The organism is Micromonospora parva, assembly GCF_000718515.1.
Classification (GTDB): Bacteria; Actinomycetota; Actinomycetes; order Mycobacteriales; family Micromonosporaceae; genus Micromonospora; species Micromonospora parva.
The window spans coordinates 395,341-414,483 of sequence record NZ_JNZS01000007.1; the positions used below are offsets into that span (position 1 = coordinate 395,341).

Consider the following 19,143-nt stretch of genomic DNA (forward strand, 5'->3'; position numbering starts at 1 on the left):
GGGTTGCCGTCAGACCGGGGCGGTGGTCGGCCGGTCAGTACTCGCCGCGCCCGAAGGCCGCCAGCTCGGCGGAGTGCAAGGGATTGCTGACGTACGTGGCGCCGATCGGGGCCGTCACCCGGCACCAGGCGTCGAGCCGGCCCACGTCGATGCCGGCGGCGCTCGCCAGCTCGTCGCGGCGGCGCACCATCTCCGCGCGGTCCAGACCCTCCAGCACGTAGTCCACGGCGTCGAAGCAGGGGTCACCGGCGCACGCCATCGGGTCGATCGCCACCAGGCCCCTGCCTCCGCCATTGAGCACGTTGCCGAGGTGCAGGTCCCCGTGCAGCAGCACGGTGTCGGTGGGCACCGCGAAAAGGTCGTCGCGCAGCCGCTTGGACCCGCTCAGGTCGGCACCCCGGCGCGTCGCCGAGTTGAACAGCACGTCGATCCAGTCCGCCAGTTGACGGGGAGCGGCAGCCGGGTCGCCCGCGCCGTGCAGATCGGTGAGGAAGGCGGCGTACTCCCGCGGTGAGGGCGGCTGCGGCATCTTCTCCACGAGGGTGCCGGGGTGGATCGCTTCGAGCAGGACGGCGCCCTTGGCCGACTCCCGCACCGCCGGCACCCGTCCGCTGGAGGCGAACTGGCGCAGCATGTCTACCTCCTCCCGCACGGCGTAGCTGTCCGGGGACAGTTTGAGCACCGCGTCGCCGAGCGGGCCCACGCACCGGAACACCACCGAGGAGTTGCCGGACTTGAGCGGGTCACCGAGAGTTAGCTCCCACTGCTCGACGAGGTCGTCGAGCCGCTGGCGCAGCGTGCCCGCCCAGCGGTGCGCGGCCCGGCCGAACCGTGGCTCCAGTCGGTTGGCGATCGCGTCCAGGTCCAGGCTCATCCCGCTCACCCCCGCACCGACCGCGTGCCGGCGTACGCGGCCGCGCCCGGCGCCACGACATTACGCCTGCCGGTCAGCAGAACGCTGCCACCACGCACCACTGGTGAATGGGAGCCGGGCGGCCCGGGGCGCCCCAACCGCGCCCGACGGGCGACCTCGATCGCCTCGTACCGGTCAGAAACGTTCAATTTGCTGAAGATGATGGAAATATGATTGCTGACCGTTTTCGGGGACAGATTCAGCTTCGCGGCGATCGCCACGTTGCGCATACCCGAGGCAATCAATTCCAGCACCTCCCGCTCGCGGGCTGTCAGCTCCGGGAAGAGCTGCTGATTGCGGGGCTCCAGGCTCAGTTGCCCGATGAGCTTGTCGGCCACCCGGGGGCCGAGGATGACCTCACCCGTCGCGAGGCCCCGGATCGTCCGGACGATGCCGTCGCCCGGGCAGCTCTTGAGCACGTAGCCCCGGGCGCCCGCCCACATGGCCGCGAGTATCGCGTGTTCGTCCTCGACCGCGGTGAAGACCAGCACCGCTGTCGAGGGCGACACCCGGTTGATCTCCTGGATCGTCACCCCCGCCTGGAACCCCGGCAGCTCGACGTCGAGAACGAGCACGTCGGGACGTGTGGCGGTGGCCAGCGCCAACGCCTCCCGCGCGGACGCCGCCTCACCTGTCACGGCGACCTCAGCCGACGGCGACAGCAGGGCGTGCAGGCCCCTGCGCACCACCGGCTGAGCGTCGGCCAGGACCACCGTCACCGCGTCGGGTTGTGTCTCCGCCGCGACTTCCTCCGGACACCGCCTCATGTTCCGAGTCAGTTCCGAGACCGAGCCAACGCTGACCATCTATCCACCTCACCCCGTCCGAACGGCCCGCGGTGTCTTAGTCGCGCGGGGAAACGCCGCGGTAGCGCCGACCCCGCGTCGTGATGAACATCTACTCACGGCCAACAGAACAACACAAGAAGTGATCCCGGGAACGGGCTCGGTCAGCCTTTTGACGCATCGAAAAACCGAACCAGACTTTCCGTCTTGGCCCTGACGAAGCCGTCCACAGCGGACCTTTCACAGACGGTCGACGTGCCGCCGGCCCCGGGAGTCCACGGGAGAATTTCCCGGCCGATCCGGGACGTCGTCCCGTACGCACTACACCTGTCGCCCTGTCCGCCGGACACCGCCGTCGCCAGGATTGACCCATGCCCTTGTCACGAGTGACGGACGTTGTCGCCGGCCTGGTACCGACCGACCCGCTCCGCAGGAAGCTGATCGCGATCCGACTGGCCGAATCCATCGGCAAGGGAGTCTTCCTCAGCGGCAGCATCGTCTACTTCACGCTGCGTGTCGGACTCGACGCCCGGCAGGTGGGCCTGGGCCTGTCGGCCGCCGGCCTGTCCGCCTTCCTCTCCTCGGTCCTGTTCGGTGTGATCGCCGACCGGGTGGGCGCCCGCCGCCTGCTCGTCATCCTGTTCGCCGCGCTGGCGGTCGGATTCGGGCTCTACAGCCTCGTCGACAGCGCGACCGCCTTCTTCGCGCTGGTGGTCACCGTCGGCTTCCTCGAGTACGGCACCGGCCCGACCAACGGGGCCCTCATCGGCAACCTCGTGCCCGCCGAGGAGCGGGTGAAGCTCAAGGCCATGATGCGGTCGGTGTTCAACATTGGATTCAGCATCGGTATCGGCGTGGCGGCCGTCGCCGCCCTCAGCCAACGGCTGCTCGTGCTGATCCCCCTCACCACTGCCGCGTTGATGGCCGGCGCCGCGCTCCTCGTCACCCGCCTGCCCGACGTGCCGCCGCGTCCCGCACCGGTGGGCTTCAGGCGTTTCGCCGCAGTCCGCGACCCACGCTTCCTCGCGGTGATCGGCGTCTCGACGATCCTCGCCTCGCACGTCAGCATCATCCTGGTGACGATGCCGCTCTGGGCGCTCAACCGCACCGACCTGCCGCACTTCCTGATTCCTCTGCTGCTGATCGTCAACACCGCGTTCGTCATCCTGTTCCAGGTACGGGCCAGCCGGGGCGCGGACACCGTGCACGGCGCCGGTCGGCTCGCCCGGCGCTCCGGCTACTGGCTGGCCGGCGGCTGCGCGGTCCTGGCGGTGACCGCGCTCGACGACAACGTGATCCTGGCGTCCGTGGCGATCGTCGCCGCCGTGCTGATCCTCTCCGTGGCCGAGGTGATGCAGGCCGCCTCCGGTTGGGGGCTCGCGTTCGGCCTCGCCCCCGAGCACGCTCAGGGCGAGTACCTGGGGGCGTTCGACCTGCACGTGATCACGCAGAACATCATCGGCCCGGCGGCGCTCTCCGGCCTGGTCATCGCCTTCGGCTTCTGGGGATGGCTGGGCATCGCCGTCGCCGCGCTCGTCGCATCGTCGCTGATCATTCCGGCCGCCAACCACAGCGCTGTCACGCTGGTCCGCGAGACGGCCCCGGCCTCCACGACCTGAGAGGGTGGTTCGGGAGGTGCCGTTCGGTGTGAAGAGCCCGGCGAGGTCCTGCCAACGGTGATGGTCGGCGTAGCGGACGTACCGGGCCATGACGCCCGACACCTGCGGCTCGTGCCCGAGCAGGAGGGCACCCTCACCGCGCACCAGCACGTCCGCAACCCGTTTGCCGGTCGACGAGCGGGCCCCCAGAAGCCGGCCCGGTCGGAGACAGTCGCGAGCCGGTCCTTGAGAGCCTTGTGCTTGTCCGACTCGACGCCGTCGGGTGGTCCCTCGCGGCGGAGCGGTTGAGGTGTACGGCCTGGCGAAGCCCCGGTCCCGTCCGGACTCCCCTGCATCCCCCCGTTCACCTTCGTCGCCGGTATCGGGCCGGCCCTGATCTTCGTTCGCGCCCGGTCACGAACGACCGCGCGCGGGCCGCCGTGTGATGCAGTCCGGGACAAGGCCACCTCGACTTTCGTCCGAGCGCTGGCCCATGGCGGGAGGAGTTGCCGGAGTAGCCCTCTACACGGATCGGATCCAGGTAACGGACCGGGACGCGATCGTGGACCGTGATTGTGCTGGTGCCGGCGCAGGAAACGCGGGTGCCCAGGAGCAGGATGTCGAAAAGCTCGCTGGTGGCATTGACGCGGAACTTGCCGTCGCCGGTGCCGACGAGGCCGGAATGGCAGTGGACGCAGCGGTACGCGAGCAGGGCAGGGGGCGTGCGCCGATGGGTCCAGGACGAGACGATATGAGGATGCGTAGACATGATCCCTCTGAAGACCTGACGGAAGGCATGGGAGAGGAGCCGACGGCGACGTCGGCGACCGATGCACGGGGAAGGTGTCAGGGCTAAAGAGCAGGCGGCGTCACGCGGGGTGAAGTCCCTCCGTGAGTGGGTCGGAGAAGAAGGATCCACGTGCAAAGTAGGGCGGGACGGGCCGGCGAGCCACCCTTTTTCATGATGACCAGCACTGCGGGTCGGGGGCGGCGAAAAGGCGAACTTCGCCTGGGACTTCCAGTCGCCGCCCGGTTCGCCGAAAGGGACCACAAGAACATCGTGTCCTGGCACGTGGACGACAAGGGCAGCCACTTCGCCACGCACGGCGCCCCCGACCTGCTGGTGAGCGACATCCGTGGCTACGTCCGCCAACTCCACTGACCCACACCCAGCAGGTACGCCCGCCGCGCGTACCCCTGATCTCAACCCTCCGGGAAGGCCACCCGTGCAAACCCTGACCCGCCGCGCCCTCAACCGCGCCACCCTCGACCGGCAGTTGCTCCTGCGCCGCGCCGACCTCACTCCGCTGCAGGCCATCGAGCACCTCGTCGGCCTGCAGGCCCAGACCCCGCACACCTGGTACGTGGGGCTGTGGAACCGGCTCACCGAGTGCCGACCCGAGGACATCGGGGCGCTGCTCACGCAAGGACGGGTAGTGCGGATCGCTCTCATGCGCTCGACGGTCCATCTCGTCAGCGCGTCCGACGCGCTGGCGCTACGCCCGCTCGTACAGCCGGCGTTGGACCGCGACCTGTTCGCCAACCACACACACGGCCGGTCCATGCGCGGACTGGATACCGCAGAACTCGTCGCTGCAGGCCGGGAACTCCTCGACGAGCAGCCGCGCACCCCGGGCGAACTGGGCCGGTTGCTGGCTCAGCGGTGGCCAGATCGGAACCCCGCCAGCCTCGCCTACGCGGTTCGCAACCTGCTGCCGGTCGTGCAAACCCCGCCGCGCGGCGTGTGGGGCGCCAGTGGCCGAACCGTCCACGCGCCGCTCGAATCGTGGGTCGGCGCGCCGCTGCGCACCGACCAGCCGATCGACCAGATGCTCCTGCGATACCTGGCCGCGTTCGGCCCGGCGACCGTACGCGACGCGCAGACCTGGTGCGGTCTCACCCGGCTGGCGGAGGTGCTCGACCGGCTCCGGCCCCGCCTGGCCACGTTCCGCGACGAGAACGGCGTCGAACTGTTCGACCTACCCGACGCACCCCGACCCGACCCCCAGGTCAGCGCGCCTGCCCGGTACCTGTACGACTTCGACAACCTGCTGCTGTCTCACCACGACCGGTCCAGGGTGGTCACCGACGGCCTCCGCCAGCAGAACTTCGTCCCGCACGGTCCCGTCCCCCGCCTGGTACTCCTCGACGGCTTCACCGCAGCAACCTGGACGTTCACCACGGCACGAGGCGCGGCGTCCCTGACCGTGCACCCATTCGAACCACTGTCCGCAGCCGACCGCGAGGCATTGACCACCGAGGGCAGCGAGCTGCTGGACCTACTCGCCCCCAAAGCGTCACACGAAGTCCGTTTCGCCGCACCGACCTGAGGACCGCACTGCCGACAATGGAGGACACGCTGCCGCGAAATGCGGCAACCCGGGCGGGCAAAGCCGTGCACGGGTCATGGGTCGTTCCTGAGACCGGGGCGCCGAGGCTGACGCCTTCGCGCGCGCAGGACGCTGCACCCACTCTGACCTGTGGAAACCTGGATCTTCGGCAAGGGTGGGTGCGGTTGATGCCGTGGCCGATTTTCAAGGCCGTTCAGGGCACCCGGCTGCTCCCAACCTGCTCCCCCGAATCGCGGGGACCACCGACCGCCGAAGGGTCGTGAGCTGCCGAACGTCCAGGGCTGGACGTCGGTGGAAAGGTTGATCCGGATCCCCGTGTTGGGGACAGTGCCTGGCGGAACGTCAACGCGGTGACACGGTTCAGCTTTCCCACACAGTGCGAGCTCATCACCGCGATGGAAGCTGGCTGGCCACGCGGAGGAGTCAGACGCGACGCGCTCGACGCCGAGCTTGCTGATCGCTACGGCGCCACGCGTACTCCCAGTTTCTGGGTGGCAAGAATGCTCGCTGCGGTCGAGCCGTACCGTCATCCGTCTTGATTGCGCCCAGCGCGCTGAGGTGTCGTGGCCGCGGACTAGGCAGTCGCGGCCGGGGCATACTCGGGCTCGCGACCGTCGCTCGCATCCGTGGCGTTGTTGCGGTCCGCTGTGGAACGCCGTACCACCAGCGCCAGCCCGGCGAGGACGATCGCGGCTGCGACCAGCTCCGTCGGGCCGACGGGCTCGTCGAGCAGCAGCCACGCCGCGCTGAGCCCGAAGACCGGCACCAGGAGGCTGAACGGCGCCACTCTCGCGATCGAGTACTGGGCGATCAGCCGGTTCCAGATACCGAAGCCGACGAGGGTCGACACGTACGCGACGTACGCCACGGCTAGCAAGCCGCGCCACGACAGACCGGTGATCGCACCCAGCACCGCCTGTCCGCCGTCGACAACGCCGGCCAGGCCGAGCAGCGGCAACGGCGGCACCAGGCTCGACCAGACCAGCAGCGAGAGCGGTCGCGTCTCGTCGCTGGCCCGCATGACCAGGTTTGCCAGGGCCCAACTGGCCGCCGCGAACAGCGTCAGCACGAAGCCGATCACGGAGGCGTGGCCGCCGCTGTGGACCGCCAGCAAGCCGATCCCGACCGATCCGACCAGCACGCCGGCCACCTGCGCCCGCGCCGGCCGCTCGCCCAGCACCGCCGCCGCCAGCAGCACCGACATCAGGGCCTGCGCCTGCAGCACCAGCGAGGCCAGACCGGCCGACATGCCAGCCGCGAGCGCCGTGAACAGCGCGCCGAACTTCAGGACGCCGAGCACCAGCCCGTAGGCGACCACGTAGCGGAGCCGGGCGCTGGGGCGCGGCACCAGGAAGACCAGCGGCACCGCCGCCGCGACGAAGCGCAGCGCGGTCAGCACGAGCGGCGGCAGGTCGCGCAGGCCCAGCTCGATGGCGACGAAGTTGACGCCCCAGATCGCGGCGACGAGCAGGGCGAGAAGTCGGTGTGATGCTTTCATGCCGGCTACGCTGCCCGAGGCAACGCTTAAGGACCAGTTCAACGTTCTTCATTGCTGCTGTAGCGTGGCTACATGGATCTTGATGTACGCCGGCTCCGCGTGCTGCACGAAGTCGCGCTGCGCGGCAGCGTCACCGCCGCCGCCGCGGCGCTGCACGTCACTCCGTCGGCGGTCTCTCAGCAGCTCGTCCAGCTTTCCCGAGAGGCCGGGCACGAGCTTGTCGAGCGGGCCGGGCGCGGGATCGTCCTCACCCCGGCCGGCCAGGTTCTGGCCAGCCACGCGAAGGACGTGCTGGGCGCGGTGGAGCAGGCGGTGGCCGGACTCGCCGCGCTCCGCCACGGCGTCAACGGTACGGTGCGGGTCGGCGCGTTCGCGTCCGCAGCCGGCGCGCTGGTGGCTCCCTCCGCCGCCCGCCTACGGGCGAAGCACCCGGAGCTGGATGTGCGGGTGATCGAGGCCGAAGACCAACAGAGCCGCCTCGACCTGCGCTCCGGCACCCTCGATGTGGCGGTGCTGCAGGAATACGACCACGTGCCCGCGCCGCTGGTCGACGACCTGGACCGGCATCCGGTCACCACAGACCCGATGCACCTGATCACCCCGGTCCGGTGGCGTCGTCACACCGGCCGGCTGACCGAGCTGAGCGACGTGCCATGGATCGCCAGCGCCGAGCACACGCCGTGCCTGCGGTCCACATTGCACGCTTGCCGGCTCGCCGGCTTCGAGCCGGACATCCGGCACCGTGCCGTCGACTTCGCGCTCACGCTGGACCTCGTCGCGGCCGGGCTGGGCGCCGCGCTGGTGCCGGAGCTGGCGCTGCGCCACGTGCCACTCGGGGTGCACGTGGAGCCACTGGTCGAGCCGGTCACCGAGCGACGCATCTTCGCAGTCACTCGCGCCCTCGGCGGCACGCCGCAACGGCCCGCGGTGGACGCCCTCCTGGCGGAGCTATGCGGCTCGGCCGGCGTCCCCCGTGGACAGCGCCGGCCGATCATCGCCTGATGTACGGCTGATCTTGGCCCCCAGAACGGCGAAAGGGTCGACCCGATTTCCGGATCAACCCTCTGACCTGCGTCGGGACGGCCGGATTCGAACCGACGCCCCCGCTGGCCCTGCCGCCGTGTGGCGCCTGCCTCACGGCATGGGTGCTGACCGAATCTGTGGCAGCCCTTCCTCGGTCAGCGCAACCGTCAGCCGACTTCACCGACCCGACCACCGCCTGCCTGGTTTAGTGCGGTCAGCAGGTGCACCTGGGTCCCGGTCGGCCCACTGCCGCGCAGTGTCTTGCCGTCGACCGCGATCACTCGCCTGCCGGCCCCGGTCAGAACCGCCCGGCTGAGCAGCCAGCGGCACACCGCAGTATCGAGGGCGCCGGCGTCGATACCGGTCAGTACCCGGGACAGGGTGCTGTCGTCAGGCACCCGCCGGGCAACGGTGAACGCCTCGCGGGTTGCACCGAGACGATCCCACGCCGCGTCCGGCAGGTCGGCGGCCCATTCGACGATCTCCGCGACGCGGCTCGATCTCGAAACCACCGCCGCGATCGCGATCGCGGGCAGTCCCGGCAGCGGATGGATCCGGCCGCCGGCGTCCCGCGGGTCCGGAACCCGGGCGAGGGCCTGCAGCAACCCTGGCCTGTCCTGTTTCGGAAGCGGCGAGATGCGCCGCTACACCGATCGCGACTCCTGCGTGACAAGACGCCTTGATAAACAGCGTAAGTCCCGGCTACCAGAACGACATTGATCGAGGTCTTGACTCTATGCGCCGCCCTGCTCATGATTTACTGCGGCGGTTCAACAGTGAGGGTCAATGTGATGACGCAGGTAGAGCCACCGGCAGGAGGCCCCACATCAGCCGCCACTCTCAGCGAGCTTGGAAAAAATGGCCGACTCGCGCGTGCCGGTTCAGGCACGAGGAATTGGCTGACACGTGGGGTCCATCGGCGGGAACTGAGCATCGCGGGCCTCGGTTCAGTGCTCCTCGCTGTCGCGATGATCTGGCTGATTCCGCCGTACGCGGTTCGCGCGATGACTGCCGGCGCCAGGACTGCGCCGATCGCCGACCCGGCCCACACCATCGTCGGTGACGCGGGTGACCCGACGGCCCAAGCATGGCTGGTGGGATGGGGTGGCCACGCTCTCACCCACGGCCTGCGCGGCCTGTGGGATACCAACGCTTTCTATCCCGACAAGTACGGTCTGGCCCTGAACGACAGCCTGCTCGGCTATGCCCCGGCAGGGCTGATAGGCAGCGGTGTAGTCGGCGCCGTGCTGCGCTACAACATCCTGTTCGTGCTGGCTTTCGCGCTCGCCTTCCTCGGCGGCTACGCGCTCCTGCGCCAACTGGGCGCGAATCAGGTCGCCGCCGCGGTAGCCGGGGCCGCCCTCGCCTACGCGCCCTGGCGCTACGGCCACGCCGGCCATCTGAATATTCTCTCCACCGGTGGCATCACTCTGGCCCTGGCGATGCTGGCGCGCGGCCACGGACTCTCGTTCACCCGCGGCTACCTTCCCGAACGAGTCCGGCCGGGATGGGCGTTCGCTGGCTGGCTGGTCGCGGCCTGGCAGGTCAGCCTAGGCTTCGGCGTGGGGCTGGGATTCGTATACGTCCTCGCCGCCCTCTCCCTGATCACACTGACAGCCTGGCTGATCCACCGCCCACGCCTTGGCCTCCGGCTGATCGTCAGTGATCTGATCGGGGGGCTGGTCTTCACCGCGGTGACCGGATACTTCGCTTACGCGTACCAACAAGTCCGCGAGCTCAACCCAACTGTCACCCGGGACTGGGACTACGTCGCGTACTTCTCTCCGACACTGCGCGGACTTCTCGTGGCGCCGCAGTCCTCCCTGCCCTGGGGCACCCTGCACAACGACGCCCGCATCGCTCTTGGTGGGGCACCGACTGAGAAGGTGCTGCTGTGCGGGTACGCCCTGTATCTACTGGCCTTCGCCGGCCTCTTCCTGTCCCGCTGGTCACCGACGCAACGGCTTCTGCTGCTGCTTGGGACGGTCGTCGGAGTGCTGCTCGCGCTGGGCACGAACGGGCCGATCTACCGCGTGCTCTATCTTTACGTGCCCGGGTTCGATGGATCCCGTACACCAGGCCGGTTGATCTTGTGGCCCACTCTCTGCCTGGCCATCCTCGCGGCCGGCCTGGTTACCCACCTGGCCGACGTGGCTCGCAGGGGCGCCAAGCCGAAATGGTCGGTGGGAGAGGCACGGCTACTGACCGTTCCGTTGCTGGTCCTCGTGCTCGCTGAGGGCCTGCCTGACCTGGACCACCCCCAAACCCCAGCCAAACCGGCCGCGATGGCGCTAGCCTCCGCGCACGCCCCGATCATGGTATTGCCATCCAACGACGGCATCGACCTCCACGTCCTACTGTGGTCGACCGACGGTTTTCCCGCCATGGTCAACGGTGCGGCCAGCTACACCACACCCAACCGTCAGGCGATCCGCGACGTCATGACGACCTTCCCCAGCCAGCCGGCCTTGGATCAGTTGCACCAGCTCGGCATCCGCAGCGTCGTCCTGCTGCGCGACCGGGTCCAGGGCACCCCATACGAACCACTGCTCAACATCCCCGACGTACCCGGCATCACCCGCCATGACGTCGGGCCAGACGTGGTTTACACCATCGACACCAACACGAAGTGATGTTGGGCGTGCCCTCGCCGTGGGCTTCGGCCTGGCCGGCATCCAGGACGAAGACCTGATCCGTATCACCGGGACCCGGCGGGCGATCGAGGAGTGCTTCCAGGCCGCCAAGACCGAGGTCGGCCTGGACCACTACCAGGTGCGTCGATACGACGCTGGTACCGCCACATGACGCTCGCTCTGTGCGCCCACGCCTACCTCGCCGTCACCGCCGCCCACGCCAAAAACGGGGCGCCGAATCCAATCACGGCCTCACACCCCTCCCCCTCGGCGAGGTCCGACGTCTCCTGGCACACCTGATCACCACCAACCGACCCATCGACCACACAGATCGATGGCCATGAGGGCGACGCCGACACCAATACCGCGCCAAACCAGCCAACTACCAGCGAAGACTCCAACTCCACCAGGTACGGCTGGAGTACTACGGCAAGGACCAGGGGCCAACTGGCGGTCCTGCCGCAAATCGAAGGCTCATCCGGCCGCCCGATGCAGCGACATCTGCAGCGCTTGACGCGCAATCAAGAGCAGACCTGCCGGTGCGTGCCAAGGACTCGTGGAGTGTCGAGTCGTATCGCACTGCCCGCAGCCCGCTGCACGACTACTCGATCGAACGCCGTCATGCCCCATGGGTGACGTCCGCCGACGTCCAGGCGCTGAACCAGGTCGCGGCGGCAGTGGTATCCCAACAACCCGGACTACCGGATGTGGCGAACGGATCTGCCACGACGGAACCACCCACCGCACTGCTGGAGATCACCTCAATCGGGCCACGAAACGACTGGTTCTTCCCACCCCGGGAATCGGTGGAACGGCTTCTGCTCGCCTTAGCCCTGCACGGGCACGAAGTCGGCGCAAGCGTCGCCACCGAGGCAGGGGTGCCCGCCTGGGACGGCTCGGGACGGTGGAGCGGCCCGATCCAGGCCCCGGCCGGATCGCATCACCCGGTGACTTTGACGGTGGAGTCACTCACCGTCGCCGTCACCACGGCCCGTCGCCTCGCCGCTCGCTGCCACGAGAGCAGGCATGACGGGGTGAACGGCAACTACAGGACCCGTTCGAGCACGAGACCCGCCGCACCGACCCGCGCTGCGACGGGGCAAGACGCAGCATGTGACAGGCCCAGCTATGCACACGTAGCGCGCGTCTGTTCATAGGAACAGGCTGGTGCTGTGAAGCGACGTTGGGGATGGGAAAATAGGAGGGCGCAGTAGCCTCAGGTAGCGCGGATCGGGAGGGAACTGAGAGTGGATGTGAACGTGCCGGAGTCGATGACGCCTTGGCTCCGGGGTCAGACCGATGAGGCAGCGCTTGAGCAGGTGTCGCAGGAACTGACGGTCGGTGATGTGGCGTCACTTGTCGGCGTTACCGTGCGGACCTTGCATCATTGGGATGCAGTGGGTCTGGTTCAGCCCCGAGGCCGCACGCCGGGAGGGTATCGGGCATATTCAGCCGTAGACGTAGGGCGCATCCATCGAGTGCTCGTCTACCAGGAACTCGGGTTCGCCCTGACGAAGATTGCCGCGCTTCTAGACGATCCCGCTGTGGACGAGACGGAACAGCTTCAGCAGCAACGGCGACTGCTCGAAGAGCGGATCACGAGGCTTCGGCAGATGGCTGACGCCGTCGATCAGGTCTTGGCATCGAGCACGGCGGGAGCCACGCTCACCGCGCAGCAGCAGGCGGAGATCTTCGGTCAGGGCTGGCGTGAGGATTGGGCGGAAGAAGCACGCGAACGCTGGGGAGACTCCGACGAGTGGGCGCAGTTCGAGCGGAACGCGGCGGTGTTCTCGGAGGACGACCGGAGACGGATGCAGGCCAATGGTGATGCCCTGTATTCGGAACTCGCGGCAGCGAAACGCTCTGGTGTCGCACCCGGCAGCGATGAGGCCAACGACCTAGCGGAGCAGCATCGAGAGATGATCGGTCAACTCTTCGCCTGCACCCATTCGATGCAGGTGTGCCTTGGACAGCGCTACGTCCAGGACGCACGATTCAGCGCCTACTTCGACGCGCGAGAACCAGAGCTTTCCTCGTGGCTTTCCGAAGTCATCGATGCGAACGCGCTGCGCCACGGCGTCGATCCTGCCAACGCTCGGTGGGAGTAGGCGCGCGCCCTCCCGCATCTTGACCCCGACGTCGCGTGAGGGCCCACGCTTCTGCGCATGGAGGCAGCGACGATTGCGAGCGAGACGCGTGAACCGGCGACGGTGCAAACGATCGACAGCACACGCCACCCGGTCGTTCGGCGCATCGCCGACGTGCTGCGCAACCGCTCCGAGAGACCGAGCATCTTCGTCCTCGACGATCTGGAGAACATCGAGCAGGCCATCGCCTGCGGGGTCGAGGTGGACACCCTGTACCTCTCGGCCTCCGCCGACCCTTCTACGTTCGCCGGCATCGACGCAGACGTGCCGCGCTACGTCCTTGACGACAGTGTGGCGCGAACGCTGTTCGGGGAGCAGAAGCGTTCGCGCGCCTTTGCGCTGGCGCGTGCACCGAGACGTCCCAGACTCCGCGACCTGATCGGAACGACGGGTGACATCATCATCCTCGACGGGGTGCGGATCGTCGGCAACATCGGAGCGATCACGCGGACGGCCTGCGCGCTCGCCGCGGCGGGCATCGTGCTGGTCGACAGCGGCCTGCGCACGATATGGGATCGCCGCCTGATCCGCGCCAGTCGCGGATTGGTGTTCGCGACCCCTGTCGTGCTCGCGACTCGCGCGGAATGCGCCGAGTTCATTCGGCAGGAGGGGCTCGTGCTCGCCGCGCTCTCGGCCGATGCTGTCGAACCGCTGAGCTCGATCCGCACGGCGCGAGAACGTCTCGCGCTCGCGATGGGCAGTGAGCGCGAGGGAGTGTCGCGTGAACTGGATGCGCTGACCACATACCGATGCTCGATCCCTATGGCTTCGAACGTGGAGTCCTTGAACGTCTCGGTCACCGCAGGTATCGCCCTCTTCGAGCACAGAACCGGGGAGCACCAGGACTCCCGATTGCGCGAGGTCGGTGGTCGTCTGTGACGGGTCGATGGTCCTTGAGAGCAGTGATCGCGGCTCACCAGGATGTCAGCGACCTCCCGCTCAGGCCTCCGGGGTCAAGGCAGCACATTCCCGAACCCAGCCCGTCCCCGCCCGCATGAGCAAACTAGTCGAAGAGGCCCAGCTCCCGATGGTGGGCGCGAGCCCTCGCATCCCCAAGCCGCACGATGACGCGGTAGTCGGCTTTCGGGATGCTCCACAGGATGCTCTCCGCTGTCGTCGTCATGTTGCGCGCCGCCCTGTCGCTCAGCTCCGGCGCGTGAGCACGGCGATCCGCGAACTCGTGTCATGGGGATTGGTCCGCACGATCCCACAGCCGGGCAGTCGTCGCTTCCTCGTCGAGGCGGCCGACGGATTCGAGCAGCTCCTCGCCGCCAGCCATCAGCGCACTCGTACCTTCACCCGCACGCTGCGTGCTGTCGAGGAACTCACCGAGAACGCCCAAGCGGCGGACCGCCCTCGCGACATCACGGACCTGTTCACGTCCTACGTCGACGCCGGCGAACAAGTCCTCCGCCAACGTCCGCAACGGCACACGAACACACAGGGAAGCTCATGCTGATCTTCATCACCGCCGCCGTTCTTCTCCTCATCGTCGGGGGCGTCGCCTTCGCTGCCCGGCGGACGATGCATCCGCCCGTCCCGCGCCCGGCAACCGGCAAGATCACCGTCGCGGCGATCGGCGACAGCAACACCTATGGCGCAGGTGTGCTGCTCAAGGGCCGCAACAGATGGTCCTATCCGGCCCAGCTCGCCCAGATGCTCGGCGACCGGTACCAGGTGCTCAACTACGGACTGAATCGGCGCACACTTCAGCGCAACGGTGATTGGCCCTATGCCGCGAACCGATTCGCCGAGGCGTCTCTAGGAGCGCGCGCCGACATCGTCCTCATCATGCTGGGAACGAATGACGCACGAGGCGACAATTGGAACGCGAAGGCGTACGAGTCGGAACTCGCCGACTTCGCCGCCCGCTACAGCGCCGACGGCACGTCGACCGTCTACCTCCTGACGCCGCCGGTCGCGTTCTCCAATCGCCGCGCCGTTTCCGAACGCATCGTCGCGGAAGAGGTCGCGCCGATCGTGCGTCGCGTCGCCGAGCAGCACAGCCTCCCGCTCATCGACATCTTCGATGTCACCGAACGAGGCGTCACAACTCACCGCGACGGCATCCACCTTGACGCCGCCGCAAGCAGACTCGTCGCGGAAACGATCGCGGCTACCATCGGTCCCGAACAGGACCGCACGAGCGGATGACTCATCAAGCCTCCCGAGAAATGGTGCGTATGCCTGCTTGGTTGTTCACCCTGCTCGCCGCCGCGTTCGTGCTCTACACCGACGACTACGTGATCGCCGGAGTCCTGCCCGAACTCGCCGCCGATCTGGAAGTCAACGAAGGCCAGGCCGGGCAACTGATCACCGTGTTTTCCCTGAGCGTCGCCATCGCAGCACCGGTCACAGCCGTCGTCCTCGCGGACGTGCCTCGCCGAAGACTGTTCACGACCGCGTTACTGGTCTTCATCGCCGCGAACATCGGCGCAGCGACCACGGAGTCGTTCGCGGTCTTGACGACGCTGCGCGTGGCTGCTGCGCTCGCGGCCGCGGCGATGACCCCGGCGCTGTTCGCGTTCACCGCACGCCACGCACCACCGCAGAAGGTTGGCAGGTACATCGCCATCGTCTCGCTCGGCGTCACCGGATCGATCGCCGCCGGGGTGCCGTTCGGCACCTGGATCGGCGGCACCCTCGGATGGAGAGCCACCTTCGCGACGATGGCCCTCGCCGGTACTCTCGTCCTCATCCTCTTGCTCGATACCCTGCCCCGCTGCGAGGAAACCGACGGCGCGCCACGGCTGGCCGATCAGTTCCGCATCCTGCTGCGGGCTCAGATCTCACTCGGATTGCTGGCGAACTGCCTGCTCATGACCGGCTCGATGATGATGCTCACCTACCTCGCCCCATATCTGTCCGCGACCACGACAGCAGGCATTGAGCAACGCGCACTCGCATTCAGCCTCTCCGGAATCGCAGGCATCGCGGGCATCTGGCTCGGTGGAATCGCCACCGACCGCCTCGGCGCAGACCGAACCCTGTTGATCGGTATCGGTACGATCGTCGCCGCGATGGTCGTGCTCTGGGTGCTCTGGACAGCCAGGCCCGCTCCACTGCCGCTCGTGCTGGTCACGGCGACGCTGTGGGGCGGTATGGCGTTCTGGAACTCGCCAGCAATCCAAGCCCGCCTGCACCACCTCGCCGGTCCTGTCTCCGGGCAAGCCTTGGCGCTGAACACTTCCGGCACTTACCTCGGGGTATCCATCGGAGCCGCGACAGGAGGCACCATCCTCACCACCGCCGGAGTGAGCGCCCTCCCGCTCACGGCAGCAGGCTTCGCGATCGCTGCACTTCTTGTGCTCACCCTCGCCCGCAGCGCTACTCGAATCCCCGCGACTGGCTGATCGTGAGCAAGCCACCTCGTGCGCGAACGACAGCCGCCACCCGTCAAACGCGCAGACCGCTGGTTGACGACCTCGAAGCCAGCGAGACGGCGGCGTTCACCAAGCCGATCCGGGCGCTCAGGTAGTGGAATCCAGGCGTCAAGAATTCCTATTGCCGCGAGAATCCGCACGGTTCCGACTCGTAGCCCATGAAGTCCCCCTTTCCCGCAACACCACGACGGTTGCGTCGGCCTCACGTCCCTTCGTCTGGTAAAGGTTCATCAGCTGGACCTCGCGCGGGTTGAGCGACCTGCGGGAACTGAGTGCGCTTCACCTGCACTGGCTGTCCGCATACGACCCCGAGCAGAACGGCTCCGCGCCGCCGGGCTGGCATCGCGACTTCGCTGACGCCCGGCAGCGGCTCCGTGACTGGGTCGCGGCCTCGGGGACCCGGCGCCCCGGCACAGACCCGACCGGCCGGCTGCGGGGCATCGCCGACACCCTCGCCTCGGCGTTCGCCATCCACACCGGCCGCAACCGGCTCACCCACCGCGCCCGAATGCCCGCCCCGGTGGCCGTCCTCGCCGCACGCCGCCTCGGACCCGGATTCCTCATCTCCGCACCGGAACTCGCCGCCCTCGCCGCCCTGCCGCAGGACCTCGCCGTGCCCGGCCTCGACCGGGCGCGGGCCGCGTCCATGCCGGCACCGGTCGCCGTCCCCGGGCTCCGGCAAGACCACCCTGCTGGTCAACATGGCCCTCGACGACATCAAGGCAGGCCGCGGCACCGTCGTCATCGACCCGCACGGCGACCTCGTCCTGGACATCCTCGACCGGCTCCCCGCAGGCATCGCCGACCGCGTCGTGCTCTTCGACCCCGACCAGGACAACCCGCCGACGCTGAATCTCCTCGAAGGCGACGACCCCGACCTGGTCGTCGACAACCTCGTGTCGATCTTCGGGAACATCTTCGCCAAGGCGTGGGGGCCGCGGATGGACGACGTCATGCGAGTGGCCTGCCTGACTCTGCTGCGCCACAACAACGTCACCCTGCAGCACATCCCCCCGCTGCTCAACAGCCCCCAATTCCGCTCGGCGATGACGGTGGACCTCGACGACCCGGCCGGGCTCAGCGGCTTCTGGCAGTGGTACGACAGCCTCGACGACAGCCTCCGCTCGCAGGTCATCGGACCGGTCCTCGCCCGGCTGCGCGCGTTCCTACTGCGCGATTTCGTCAAACGCACCATGCGCTACCCGAAGTCGAGCTTCGACATGGGCCGCGTCCTCGACGGCGGAGTGCTGCTCATCCGCATCCCCAAGGGCGTGCTCGGCGAGGACACCAGCCGGCTGCTCGATGCTGCTGCGCGAGGTGATGACCCCGACGCCGCTGCGCGACGAGTGGAGCGAGGACACACGGTGGTGCTATCCGGGGATCCGCGCACAGGTCGTGGTGACGTGGCTGCGAAAGAACTGGCGGGTATGCAGTACCTGTTGGCCACGAGACCCTGGCCTCGGCCCTGGGTCCTCCACGGGTAAGGCCGGGAACGGTAGACCGAATCGGCCGGAGAGCAATGACCTCCGAGATGCGCGCGGAACACCGCCTCCGGCCGTTCGGGTCGGCGTGGCCTTCCGATGTCAGATCCGGGTCATGGTGGAGGCGTATCCGCCTCCACCGGGGTAGGTCCATGCGCCGGTAACCGTGGTGTCGTCGGCGCTGAACGTGCCCTCGTAGTAGGCGGGACCGCCCTTCGCGCCAGCCCAGATGGTCAGCTTGTCGCCGACGAGTTCGTAGACGTAGTCGAAAGTGTTGCCGGCCGCGTCGTAGAACCGCGACACCACGTCCGCACCGACCGGCTCGCCGAACGGGTGTAGGTGTCCGATGACCTCCAAGCCGGTGACCGGCTGCCCGAACTGGCTGAGTTCCACGTGCTGGAGCAAGAAGAACCGGCCGGCCATCCACTCGTACCGCACGGTTCCCTCGGCGCCGCCGGTCACCGACCAGGTGCCGACCAGACGGTCCAGGGCCTGCAGTTCGACGCTCGGCTCGGTGTTCTCAGACATCGTGTCCTCCTTGGTGAATGCTTGCCGGTACCTCGAAGGCGGCACCCACGCTTTGACACCCACTGGGCGTAACTCAGGTCACATCGTGGTCGTGTCGGAATCCCCGGATCGGCCACGAGGTAGCGGCAGGAACTCACCAAGGAGGAAGTCATGGCCCCCGTCGCCGCCACCGTTCCCGCCGTCCGCCGCTCGTCTGACCGGCTGCTCCTCGCCGGAGCCCTTGCCGGGCCGGTCTTCTTCGCCTCGGCCGTGACGCAGATGCTCACTCGTGAGGGCTACAACATCACGCGGCACCCGATCAGCCAGCTCGCCACCGGTAGCCTCGGCTGGATCCAGATCACCACGTTCGTGCTCGCCGGTCTCGGCGGCCTGGCGCTCGCCGCCGGTATCCGGCGCACGCTCACCGAGGGAACCGGCCGGCGTGTGCTGCCGATCTTCGTCGGGATCTTCGGTGCCGGTCTCGTCGCGGCCGGCGTGTTCACCATGGATCCGGAGCGCGGCTTCCCGGTCGGGACCCCCGACGGGCCGGTCGACCAGATGTCCTGGCACAGCATCGCGCATTCGGCCGCGGCCGCCATCGCCTTCACCGCACTGGCCATCGCCGCCATCGTGCTGACCGTCCGCCACGTCCGTCGTCGGGCCGCGCTGCCGGCGGTGCTGAACGGCGTCGCCGCGCTCATCCTGCTGCTGCCCATGTCGCCGAGCCACATGAGCATCCAGATCGCCGTGAACGGCCTGGTCGCCTTCACCTGGACGACGGTCCTCGCCCTCTCCCTGCACCGTTCGTCCTGACCGGCGTAACG

15 protein-coding genes and 3 pseudogenes are annotated in these 19,143 nt (G+C 68.2%); 12 read left to right on the forward strand and 6 right to left on the reverse strand.

Annotated features, from left to right (window positions below; genetic code table 11):
• Nucleotides 1–34: 34 nt before the first annotated feature.
• Both IF22_RS0111250 and IF22_RS0111255 read right to left on the reverse strand, forming a co-directional pair.
• Nucleotides 35–874, reverse strand: coding sequence for an aminoglycoside phosphotransferase family protein (locus IF22_RS0111250; RefSeq protein ID WP_051708341.1), 840 nt, complete (start codon nucleotides 872–874; stop codon nucleotides 35–37).
• A gap of 5 nt (nucleotides 875–879) precedes the next feature.
• The gene (locus tag IF22_RS0111255; RefSeq protein ID WP_081883800.1) at nucleotides 880–1,680 is read right to left on the reverse strand and encodes a LuxR C-terminal-related transcriptional regulator; all 801 of its coding nucleotides are present in this window, start codon (nucleotides 1,678–1,680) and stop codon (nucleotides 880–882) included.
• A 389-nt stretch (nucleotides 1,681–2,069) separates the two neighbouring features.
• On the opposite strand from IF22_RS0111255, the gene IF22_RS0111260 reads away from it, so the two are divergent.
• Nucleotides 2,070–3,317 carry an MFS transporter gene (locus IF22_RS0111260; RefSeq protein WP_081883789.1) on the forward strand — a complete coding sequence of 416 codons (1,248 nt, stop codon included), beginning with the start codon at nucleotides 2,070–2,072 and terminating at the stop codon, nucleotides 3,315–3,317.
• Between the two features lie 9 nt (nucleotides 3,318–3,326).
• Here the strand turns inward: IF22_RS0111260 and IF22_RS36425 are convergent.
• Nucleotides 3,327–3,407: pseudogene (locus IF22_RS36425) on the reverse strand (nuclear transport factor 2 family protein); the annotation flags it as partial.
• Nucleotides 3,408–4,522: 1,115 nt separating this feature from the next.
• Here IF22_RS36425 and IF22_RS0111270 point away from each other — a divergent pair.
• On the forward strand, nucleotides 4,523–5,626 hold the full coding sequence (locus IF22_RS0111270) for a winged helix DNA-binding domain-containing protein (RefSeq protein ID WP_030330996.1): 1,104 nt from the start codon (nucleotides 4,523–4,525) through the stop codon (nucleotides 5,624–5,626).
• Nucleotides 5,627–6,221: 595 nt separating this feature from the next.
• Here the strand turns inward: IF22_RS0111270 and IF22_RS0111275 are convergent.
• Nucleotides 6,222–7,145 (reverse strand): EamA family transporter, encoded by a 924-nt coding sequence (locus tag IF22_RS0111275; RefSeq protein WP_030330998.1) that lies wholly within the window; start codon nucleotides 7,143–7,145, stop codon nucleotides 6,222–6,224.
• A 72-nt stretch (nucleotides 7,146–7,217) separates the two neighbouring features.
• Between IF22_RS0111275 and IF22_RS0111280 the strand changes: the two genes are divergently transcribed.
• Nucleotides 7,218–8,147: a LysR family transcriptional regulator gene (locus IF22_RS0111280; RefSeq protein ID WP_030331001.1), complete on the forward strand. Its 930-nt coding sequence runs from the start codon at nucleotides 7,218–7,220 to the stop codon at nucleotides 8,145–8,147.
• Nucleotides 8,148–8,335: 188 nt separating this feature from the next.
• Here the strand turns inward: IF22_RS0111280 and IF22_RS0111285 are convergent, their stop codons facing one another.
• The gene (locus IF22_RS0111285; RefSeq protein WP_245233600.1) at nucleotides 8,336–8,773 is read right to left on the reverse strand and encodes a transposase family protein; all 438 of its coding nucleotides are present in this window, start codon (nucleotides 8,771–8,773) and stop codon (nucleotides 8,336–8,338) included.
• 363 nt (nucleotides 8,774–9,136) lie between these two features.
• On the opposite strand from IF22_RS0111285, the gene IF22_RS0111290 reads away from it, so the two are divergent.
• From IF22_RS0111290 to IF22_RS32995, 8 genes and pseudogenes are all read left to right on the forward strand, one after another.
• Nucleotides 9,137–10,801, forward strand: a complete 1,665-nt coding sequence (locus tag IF22_RS0111290) for a hypothetical protein (protein WP_245233601.1) — start codon at nucleotides 9,137–9,139, stop codon at nucleotides 10,799–10,801.
• A gap of 55 nt (nucleotides 10,802–10,856) precedes the next feature.
• Nucleotides 10,857–11,101, forward strand: a pseudogene (locus tag IF22_RS35885) (IS701 family transposase); the annotation flags it as partial.
• Between the two features lie 947 nt (nucleotides 11,102–12,048).
• Nucleotides 12,049–12,909 (forward strand): MerR family transcriptional regulator, encoded by an 861-nt coding sequence (locus IF22_RS0111300; RefSeq protein ID WP_209444534.1) that lies wholly within the window; start codon nucleotides 12,049–12,051, stop codon nucleotides 12,907–12,909.
• 57 nt (nucleotides 12,910–12,966) lie between these two features.
• Entirely contained in the window at nucleotides 12,967–13,827 is an 861-nt protein-coding gene (locus tag IF22_RS0111305; RefSeq protein ID WP_051708345.1) for a TrmH family RNA methyltransferase, read from the forward strand.
• 277 nt (nucleotides 13,828–14,104) lie between these two features.
• A complete protein-coding gene (locus tag IF22_RS34320; RefSeq protein WP_209444535.1) occupies nucleotides 14,105–14,407 on the forward strand; it encodes a hypothetical protein in 303 nt (100 codons plus the stop codon).
• Nucleotides 14,401–15,102: a GDSL-type esterase/lipase family protein gene (locus IF22_RS0111320; protein ID WP_030331011.1), complete on the forward strand. Its 702-nt coding sequence runs from the start codon at nucleotides 14,401–14,403 to the stop codon at nucleotides 15,100–15,102. Before IF22_RS34320 ends, IF22_RS0111320 begins: the two co-directional genes overlap by 7 nt.
• 41 nt (nucleotides 15,103–15,143) lie before the next feature.
• Nucleotides 15,144–16,301 carry an MFS transporter gene (locus IF22_RS0111325; protein ID WP_209444536.1) on the forward strand — a complete coding sequence of 386 codons (1,158 nt, stop codon included), beginning with the start codon at nucleotides 15,144–15,146 and terminating at the stop codon, nucleotides 16,299–16,301.
• Between the two features lie 409 nt (nucleotides 16,302–16,710).
• Nucleotides 16,711–17,677 (forward strand): annotated as a pseudogene (locus IF22_RS32995) (type IV secretory system conjugative DNA transfer family protein); the annotation flags it as partial.
• 237 nt (nucleotides 17,678–17,914) lie between these two features.
• Here the strand turns inward: IF22_RS32995 and IF22_RS0111335 are convergent.
• The gene (locus tag IF22_RS0111335) at nucleotides 17,915–18,340 is read right to left on the reverse strand and encodes a hypothetical protein (RefSeq protein ID WP_030331017.1); all 426 of its coding nucleotides are present in this window, start codon (nucleotides 18,338–18,340) and stop codon (nucleotides 17,915–17,917) included.
• A 150-nt stretch (nucleotides 18,341–18,490) separates the two neighbouring features.
• Here IF22_RS0111335 and IF22_RS0111340 point away from each other — a divergent pair, with 150 nt between their 5' ends.
• Nucleotides 18,491–19,132 carry a DUF998 domain-containing protein gene (locus IF22_RS0111340; RefSeq protein WP_030331020.1) on the forward strand — a complete coding sequence of 214 codons (642 nt, stop codon included), beginning with the start codon at nucleotides 18,491–18,493 and terminating at the stop codon, nucleotides 19,130–19,132.
• The last annotated feature ends 11 nt before the right edge of the window (nucleotides 19,133–19,143 follow it).